Below are 7,876 nucleotides of genomic sequence, written 5' to 3' on the forward strand. Positions count from 1 at the left end.
GTATCAATGTTCTCACCTTCCAGTCTCAACCTCTTTAATTCACATTAGGCGTAATCCAGCTCAATCACTTGCCCATCCTCCATATCCAAGCCGCAGTTGTCGCGCAACATAAAATAATTACCGATTTGATCTGGGTTTCAAACAGACACGTGACCGAATCCATCAATTACGCCCTCACTAGCCAAAATTTGGGTCGCCAGAAGCAGTTCTTGGGCCAACCCTTTCGCTTTTGAATTCATGCCATACTCCGTTATTACTATTCTTTACTTTAAAAGAATTTAGTGCTAAACCGATAACTATAAAATGCCAAGTTTTATTGAAATCGTGCCATGACCGAAAGAAATGAAGTATTTAAAAGGTATCCTCATAACACGGCAAAAAGAGCGGAAGTTTCGATGCACTCCCACACGAATGGTCAGCTGAACTTCGTGGACAAGGGGACAATGAGGCTAGTGACCTCAAATTCAAGTTGGATCATTCCGCAAAAAAGACTCGTTTGGATTCCTCCAGATCATCCACATTCAGTGCGTTGCCAGGGACTCTCTGGAAGTTGGAAAACAATGATTCCAAGATCGTATAGAAAATTTCTTCCAAACAAGGTCTGCGTTCTTAAAACAAGCAATTTGCTTAAAGCCGCATTGGAGGACTTACCGGAGTATGAAAATTCCATTTCAAATAAAAAATTAAGACTTCTCATTAACGTCATCAAGATGGAGTTGCGTGCCGCTGAATCAGAGAAATTCGGGGTCACGTTTCCAAAATCGCAGCGACTGACGCAAATCTGTGATTATTTGTTAGAGCACCCTGACGATTCCAGAACCCTTGATGAATGGGCTAAAGCCGTCGGAATGTCGAGGCGAACATTGATTCGAGCGTTTTCGTCCGAAACCGGAAGTCCTTTTGCAGCTTGGAAGAGGGCCTTCTTTTTAGAAAAATCACTGGAGTTTCTTGCGGAAGGAATGACAGTCAACGAGACCGCAGATAAACTTGGTTACTCCGAACCCAGTGCCTTTGTGGCCGCGTTTTGGAAAAGGTTTGGAGTGACTCCGGGCCAATTTTTTAAATAGCTCGCCTCGCTTCTCAGGACTCAATGCCGCAGGTTTGTACGGAGTTTTTTAATCGGTAAAAGCATTGCCTTCGGCCATTTTGACGCCTTCGAGTCCTGGATGAGTTGACACCAGGCGAAAAAGATGTTCTGTTGCCTGTAGGTTCTTGCTGGTTTCAAAAAGGTGAAGAGCCACACGTGACAAAATGCCTACTGGATTGGCAAAGCGCCGTTCCGTCCTTTACCCAAGATGTTGCAAGAGCTATTTTACTGTCAAGCTAGTCTCTGCGATTAGTCGAGGAAGGGATACTACACTACCATCAACCAATCGCACACCACAGAGGTACACCCGCCTCCAAACTTAACCCAGACCTGCCACTTGCCCAGATACCCATTCCAGTAAGGCTCCCATCAGCAACACCAACAGAAAAGCCAACTTGGGAGACTAGCTGTTGGTAGAACTTGCTAACGCTGTCGAGTCCAAGGCGCATTTTCAGGCGTAATCCCTTCCATCCGTGGGTAGCAGGACTTTCAACCTGATTTAATGTTTGGGGAATGTCATCTGATATTGTGCCAGCAATGAGAGTTGGGAACTCTATATTATTGCTGCCTGACACCGACTCACGATTTAATGCTTCATCTCGATTTAACCACTGGCGAAAAATTGAATCACGCTCATCATCAGGGGCAACAAACTGGTAAACGTCATCATCGGTTGCTGAACTTGGGCCCTCAATCAGCAAGTAATACCGATACTTACCAAGACTACCAGTACCGGAACCTAATTTGAGACGAATGTCCTTCAGGGTGTAGTAACTATTGCTATAACGCTTACTGCTAGGAATTGAAGTGATGTAGCTGCTCATTGCCCCAGTAATATCTGAGTAGGTACTGCTGGATACAGGCTGGAGTTCAGAGGTTGTCTGAAAAACTCGATTGCTACTACTATTTAGCAGCGTGTACTTATTTAGCAAACTAGAGCGGCTCTTGCCTGCTGCCTGTTGAATTAAATCCTTGACCACACCATTGGTATTGCTTTGTTGCAAACGGTATGATAGCTCGTCGTTAGTCCCCTTAAAGTCACTCATCTTGTTGAGGTAAGCATCCAGGAAATTTCGGACAATATCTTGAGCATCACTGGAGCTTAGGCCGTTCTCTTTGGCTGCTAAGAGAATCGAGACTGCCATCCGTCGCAAATCCCAAACGTAGGGGCCAAGATAACCTTCATCAAAGTCAGTGGTATCAAAGACGTTATTATCGTTGCCATCTCGTCAAACGTATGCCGTTGCACTCCAACCAAACGTTTGAACTGCCGATTCGATAACTTTTTTGTGAGTTCGTATCGCATAATTAGATCGATTTAACGGACAAAACCCCTAATCATAACACAAAATAATTTTGCAAGAGGTCTAATTAGCGATCGCCATATAGTACGAGAGAATAAGGGTTACACAAGGTCATTTTCACATAGTCCGCGACAATTTTTCACATAGTCCGCGACAATTTTCATTTAGTCTGCGAACCGACACTAATTTTTCACCTAAACTTGCCCAGGCGTTTTGAAAGCATAAACGTGCCGCCCTGGCAAACTTATAGTTACAGTCACATATGAAACCAAACTTCGATAGGTAAAGTTTTCATCTCATATTTAAGTTATTAAAGATTTTCAAGATAATGATAATCAAAAACAGAGGGAGAAGGTGAGCAGCGCTCACCTTCTCCCCCTACCCCTACACGATTATCATTCTTATTAAGACTAGTTTGAGTATTTTAACTGATTGACAAAAGGCGCTTTATCTTAACCTCTTAGAATGGGTCCCCGTGTGGGACTTCACTTTCCCACTGCCGCCATCAAAGCTTTTTGCTCTGGAGCCAGGTGCGGATGGCCTGGATGTGTTCTGACTTGCGTTCCATCGGCACCCAATGTCCAGCGGGCAGACTCGTCACAGTAAGGTTTGCGCAGGCCGCGCGCATCGGGTCGCCCATGCGATTTCCAGTGATGCTGCAAATCTGATCCCAGTCGCCGTTGACGAACAGCACCGGCTGCGACAGGCGGCCGCCATTGGGCGCCTTGCGAGCGTAGGTGATGTTGGCATCATCGTTCAGGTACCACGCGCAGGGGGGACGGAAGCCATGAGCCTTGAACGCCTGTACCAGCACGTTAAAGTCCACCGGCGGCCAGAGAGCCGGGTCAGCTTGAGTCGGCGGGGCGCGGTGCGCGGCACCGAAGCGCCCTCCGTTGCGCGTGATCACCGCTGTCGGCGAAACCTTGCCGATGGCGGCGGGGCTTCCTGGTCGATACACCGACGCCAGCGTTGCTGCCAGGTCTGCATCGAGGTCGGCGACCGCCGCCTCGAAGTGCGTGTTGTAGTAGCGGTAGTAGTCCCATTGGCCATCCGGATACTGGTCAGCCGGGTAAATCGTTCGGTCGACTAGCGGGACGAGCGTCGGCAGGGCGTTCGCGTCGGGAAAATACGCCACCGAGGTCAGCACGACGCCACGGCTCCGCTTAGGCTCATGCGCGGCCAACGCACCGGCCACAACACTGCCCCAGTCGTGGCCAACCCAGATCGCAGGCTTGCCGCCCAGATGGTCATGTAGCTCCGCCATGTCTGCCACGACTTGCTCGGTGGTGTAGGCGTCGTTGGCTGCAGGGGCGGAAGAGCCGCCGTAGCCGCGCAGATCAGGAGCGACGCAGTGCCAACCGTCAGCGGCGAACGCGTCCATATGGGCGTGCCATATCAAACCGATGCTCGGCCAGCCGTGGAGGAAGATCAAAAGCGGTCCATCGGCCGGACCGCACTCGATGTAGTACGTTGTGTGACGAAGCGTGCTGTAAGTTTGTGAAACCAGCGTGGAGGAGGGCATGCCCCATGCTACGCCCGACATGGAGGCTGCGCCTAACATGGAGGCCGCGCTCATCCCGAGGAGGATGCAACGCCGATTGAGCGTCAGTCCGGCTGCAAAATTGATCGGTTGAAGTAGGTCTGTCATGGTCGAATACTCCGTCGGAATTTAGATGGTTCTTGAACGTGAAAAGGGTTTGCCGCCGGGGAGCAGGATGCAGTCCATTGGTGTCAACTTAAGGAGCTAAAGCCCAAATTTGTTGAGTGTGAGCGTCAATCTCTTGATGGCGCTTACGCCTACTTTTAACTAGTCCAAACAGCTTTTGACCTTCCACAAGATAAGGAACAACTTCACTGGCATCACCACGGAGAGTAGCTTGGGAAAAATGGTATAAACCGCGAAACACCATTTCTGTAGAAATTCGGTCTAAAGGTTGGTTAAGAGCGATGCTTACGGCGGTAAACTACTCCAGATCAATACATAATTGATTCAGAACAGCGTAAAAAATCCAACTAGCCAGCAGAATTTGGATTTGTACGCCGTTGGCATCGCCTACCCAGATATAAGCCAGACCCAAAAGCCTTTTTGTGAGTAAAAATGCATCTTCAACACGCCAACGTCTTCGATATAATTCACAGACAAGATGAGCAGATAACATTTGAGGGTCGAGTACATTTGTCAGATAGTAATACCAAGTTCTACCCCACAACACAGAAACTAAGCGGACTTTTTGCTTACAAGGATTTGAGCGGTATTCGCCCATATTTATGATTTCATCACGATAGAATTGACTACTACTCAAACAACGAACTACATTATAGGCAGTTTTTTCTCTTAGTCGTGTGATAAAAAACTTGTTTGCTGTGGTGAATGCATCAAACCAAGGGAATTTAAAAAACCCTAAATCAAAAATTAACAATCCACCAATCGGTAGACGTTCAAGTAATTGCTCGCACCAGATTTTATCATTGGCTTTGCTATTTTCTGTATACCAGGTTGTGATCGGTTGATGAGTAAATGCTTCCACCACCATCATAATTTTACCCGCCAGAATTTTTTCTTGTCCTTTGAGTGCTTTTAGCTTCCTTCTCTGCGAGACGCTACGCGAACGTAATGCTTCCAGCGTTGACCCATCAGCAATCCAGATAGCTGTAAACCTTTGATACACGTGCTGCCAATTCACCGGGACTGCCTGATTTTGTGGCTGCCCATTATTGATTCTTTCCATTACTTCTTGGAAAATTTGTGCAAATAATTCTATTGGCAGTGTTCTCAATCGTTTTGAAACTGCTTGGGCACTGACTTCAATTCGACCCACCCATAACAGTCCTTCTTGCCATAAGATCCTTTGCACTTCTCTTAATCCAGGAATCTGACGATACACTAAACTCACAACGATCGCCATCATTACTGGTAAAGTCAATATTCTGTCTCGGAATTGTTTGTTTTGCTCGTTTTCACTCAATCTCAGGGGTTTAAAACTTAGAGGCGATAGCAATGTATAGATTTTTTGCTCTATTTCCTCTATTGGCGGCATCGGTACTTGTTTTTGTTGCCGTAGGTCTGGATTTCCTGTTCGCGCTGGTCGTTTTCTTGCCATGATGTATCTCTAAGAACATCATTATTGATGTTCCTAGATTACATCTTTTGCTCACTTTTTGCTTAAGTTGACACCAATGAGCGATGCTCGCCTCCTCCCACGATTATCATTTTTATTAAGAATATTTTGAGTATTTTAACTGATTGACAAAAGGCGCTCTGTTTTGAATTCTCACGAATGGACTGGGGTCAGGCTGCACAATTTGCCCTAGAATCTATTTTCCCTCAAATAGTTGTGTCTCTTCTTTTACTTGGCATTGAACGCCTATCTCTTCTTGCACTTAGTTGTGGTTTTGACATTATGTAGTAATCAAGGTTTAACTGTTTGTAGAAATCAACTATAGTTTTATCCCGGCTGACACCGTACTCTACTCGCACATCACGGTTAAAGAAAAGTTTGGGTTTATATCCTGCAATGATTAACTGCCTAGTCAACTCTTGTACGATGTCTGTAAAATTACCTTCAAATAAGTACAGCCGACTACCTAACTTTTGGAGATTTGAGTCGAGATTTTCCAATGACTCAAACAAGAAGCGGACTCTAGTAGTTCCGACATTAGCCCAGGTATAAAACCAAGGGTCAATAATGAAGAATGGCAGAACTCTTGCATCATTACCAGTTGCTAGTGTGACAATTTCGTTGTCAGTTAAACGCAAATCTCGACGAAACCACAAAAGGTGCATAGCTCAACTTAATCTCATCTAGAATACATTTGTACCAATAATTTTCTTTGCTGTCGAATTGGTAATATCGCAGGGCTAGCAATGATAGAAGGCAGCTACTGAAACAGCACACTGGAGTGTAAAACTGCAAGGGTAGTAGAAGTAGGACAACATTTAAAAGTCAATATAAATGGATGCAGATATACCCCCTAGTAGTCTGCTAACCCAAAAATGCGCTTGTGAGGCCTGGGGAAAGGGGAAAGGGAAAAGGGTAAGGATTTAAACCCTTTCCCCCTTCCCCTTTACCCCGCCAAGTTCGCTTGGCGAACTACTAGCTGATATATGTTAAGCTAAGGGTGCGTTAGAATTGAAGTAATGGCAACTTGATTGATTTGAAGCTAGATTAAAAAATCAAGGGTAAAAGTTGTTTACAGGGCAAAGCTTAATAAATTGGGTCGTTGATAAGTTGTTTATACAGCATTTATGATCAGCAATCAAAGTACTGTATGCAAACGCTGTAACCCAATACTAACGATGCGCTTTATTAATATTTACAGGTTTCAAAAGTATGGCTAAGGTGACAATTTCTATTGGGCTAACTGATGCAGAAGTCAAAGCCTTATCAGCAATGCAGATTTCTGAAAATGAGTCATTAAATCACACAGCGACAAGATTGCTCCAGGGAATCCTGGGTCAGACAAAAGCTGGGCTGGCGTTATCTAATGGTGATGAGATCAAGGAAATAGTTAAGCAGGAAGTAAATGCTTTAGCTGCGTCTACAGCTGATGGGGAAGAGATAAAACAGGTGATTAGGCAGGAATTAGCCCAAGCGATCGCTCAGATAAAGGGTTTAATAGATGAGCGTAATGGTGAAGTTGCCCTACCTACACGAGAGGCTGTTTCTGTTGAGCAGCAAGTCCTACCAGATTATTCAGCAATACGCGAAAATATCCTTTCCCAATTGAAAACAGGCAAGCAATCAGTAGCCAAGGCAATCGACGCTTTTATTGAGTCACTGGGTGCTGTCAAGGAGCAACAACCAGCAGATGAAGAATTAGGTGTAGCGAGTTAGGATCTTTGTGCTGGCGACTATTAACCAGCTTACGGGGCTACAACTTGGGCTAGGATACAGATAAAATAAGCCTCATCGCCCTTTCTCCTTGCTGGTAGTATTTGCGCTTATTAGGACTTAATCTCAATAATTCGGCGACTAACTCGCTTGTTTATTCAATGAAATTGACCCAATTAGACCTATATAATCTAATATAAAAACTGCTATAACGGCGAACAGTTCGCCCAGATTCAATAAGACGACCGACATATTTTTGAATCCCCATACGTTTAATTTTCTGACCAGATATTGTGGCGCTAGTATAGACAAGTGATATTAATAAAATTAAAGAAATTAATCGTTGTCCTGACACATTAGTAGATTCTAAATTGTAGCCACTGCTCTGAAAATCTCTAAACATCTCTTCAATATCAACTCGTTGTTTATAGGCTTTGATAGTAGATTCTAAAGTATCTAAATTTGTGAGAATAAACCATCCTTCATTGGGGGCAACTCCTAAATATTTACGTATCCATTTACCTGCAATATTAAAGTTGATAAAACCCGATGTTACGGAAAAAACCCAATCGCATAAGCAATCGGTCAAAAATGGGTATCGGACGAGAGGTAGAGTCGAGGGGAGTGGCAACCCAACCCAAGACAAAAACAAC

Annotated in this window: 4 protein-coding genes and 3 pseudogenes; 2 read left to right on the forward strand and 5 right to left on the reverse strand. The window is 44.9% G+C overall.

All coding sequences use genetic code 11. The features are described from left to right. Window positions 1-329 precede the first annotated feature (329 nt). Window positions 330-1,067 carry a helix-turn-helix domain-containing protein gene (locus ACFE90_RS33735; RefSeq protein ID WP_375506653.1) on the forward strand — a complete coding sequence of 246 codons (738 nt, stop codon included), beginning with the start codon at window positions 330-332 and terminating at the stop codon, window positions 1,065-1,067. 298 nt (window positions 1,068-1,365) lie between these two features. Here the strand turns inward: ACFE90_RS33735 and ACFE90_RS33740 are convergent. From ACFE90_RS33740 to ACFE90_RS33755, 4 genes and pseudogenes are all read right to left on the reverse strand, one after another. Next, a pseudogene (locus ACFE90_RS33740) lies at window positions 1,366-2,292 on the reverse strand (DUF2252 family protein); the annotation flags it as partial. A gap of 604 nt (window positions 2,293-2,896) precedes the next feature. Next, window positions 2,897-4,039, reverse strand: a complete 1,143-nt coding sequence (locus ACFE90_RS33745; RefSeq protein ID WP_375506654.1) for an alpha/beta fold hydrolase — start codon at window positions 4,037-4,039, stop codon at window positions 2,897-2,899. 88 nt (window positions 4,040-4,127) lie between these two features. Continuing rightward, window positions 4,128-5,492: pseudogene (locus ACFE90_RS33750) on the reverse strand (IS4 family transposase). Between the two features lie 224 nt (window positions 5,493-5,716). Further along, window positions 5,717-6,175: a deoxyribodipyrimidine photo-lyase gene (locus ACFE90_RS33755; RefSeq protein ID WP_375506655.1), complete on the reverse strand. Its 459-nt coding sequence runs from the start codon at window positions 6,173-6,175 to the stop codon at window positions 5,717-5,719. 547 nt (window positions 6,176-6,722) lie between these two features. Here ACFE90_RS33755 and ACFE90_RS33760 point away from each other — a divergent pair. Further along, window positions 6,723-7,226: a hypothetical protein gene (locus ACFE90_RS33760; RefSeq protein WP_375506656.1), complete on the forward strand. Its 504-nt coding sequence runs from the start codon at window positions 6,723-6,725 to the stop codon at window positions 7,224-7,226. Window positions 7,227-7,275: 49 nt separating this feature from the next. On the opposite strand, the pseudogene ACFE90_RS33765 reads toward ACFE90_RS33760, so the two are convergent. Further along, window positions 7,276-7,770: pseudogene (locus ACFE90_RS33765) on the reverse strand (IS4 family transposase); the annotation flags it as partial. Between the last annotated feature and the right edge of the window lie 106 nt (window positions 7,771-7,876).

Source organism: uncultured Nostoc sp. (genome assembly GCF_964245445.1).
Lineage (GTDB): Bacteria > Cyanobacteriota > Cyanobacteriia > Cyanobacteriales > Nostocaceae > Nostoc.

What these genes read in the sequence shown, in the direction of transcription:
- ACFE90_RS33735 (WP_375506653.1), top strand. Translation starts at nt 330, where the DNA reads ATGACCGAAAGAAATGAAGTATTTAAAAGGTATCCTCATAACACGGCA.
- ACFE90_RS33745 (WP_375506654.1), bottom strand. Translation starts at nt 4,039, where the DNA reads ATGACAGACCTACTTCAACCGATCAATTTTGCAGCCGGACTGACGCTC.
- ACFE90_RS33755 (WP_375506655.1), bottom strand. Translation starts at nt 6,175, where the DNA reads ATGCACCTTTTGTGGTTTCGTCGAGATTTGCGTTTAACTGACAACGAA.
- ACFE90_RS33760 (WP_375506656.1), top strand. Translation starts at nt 6,723, where the DNA reads ATGGCTAAGGTGACAATTTCTATTGGGCTAACTGATGCAGAAGTCAAA.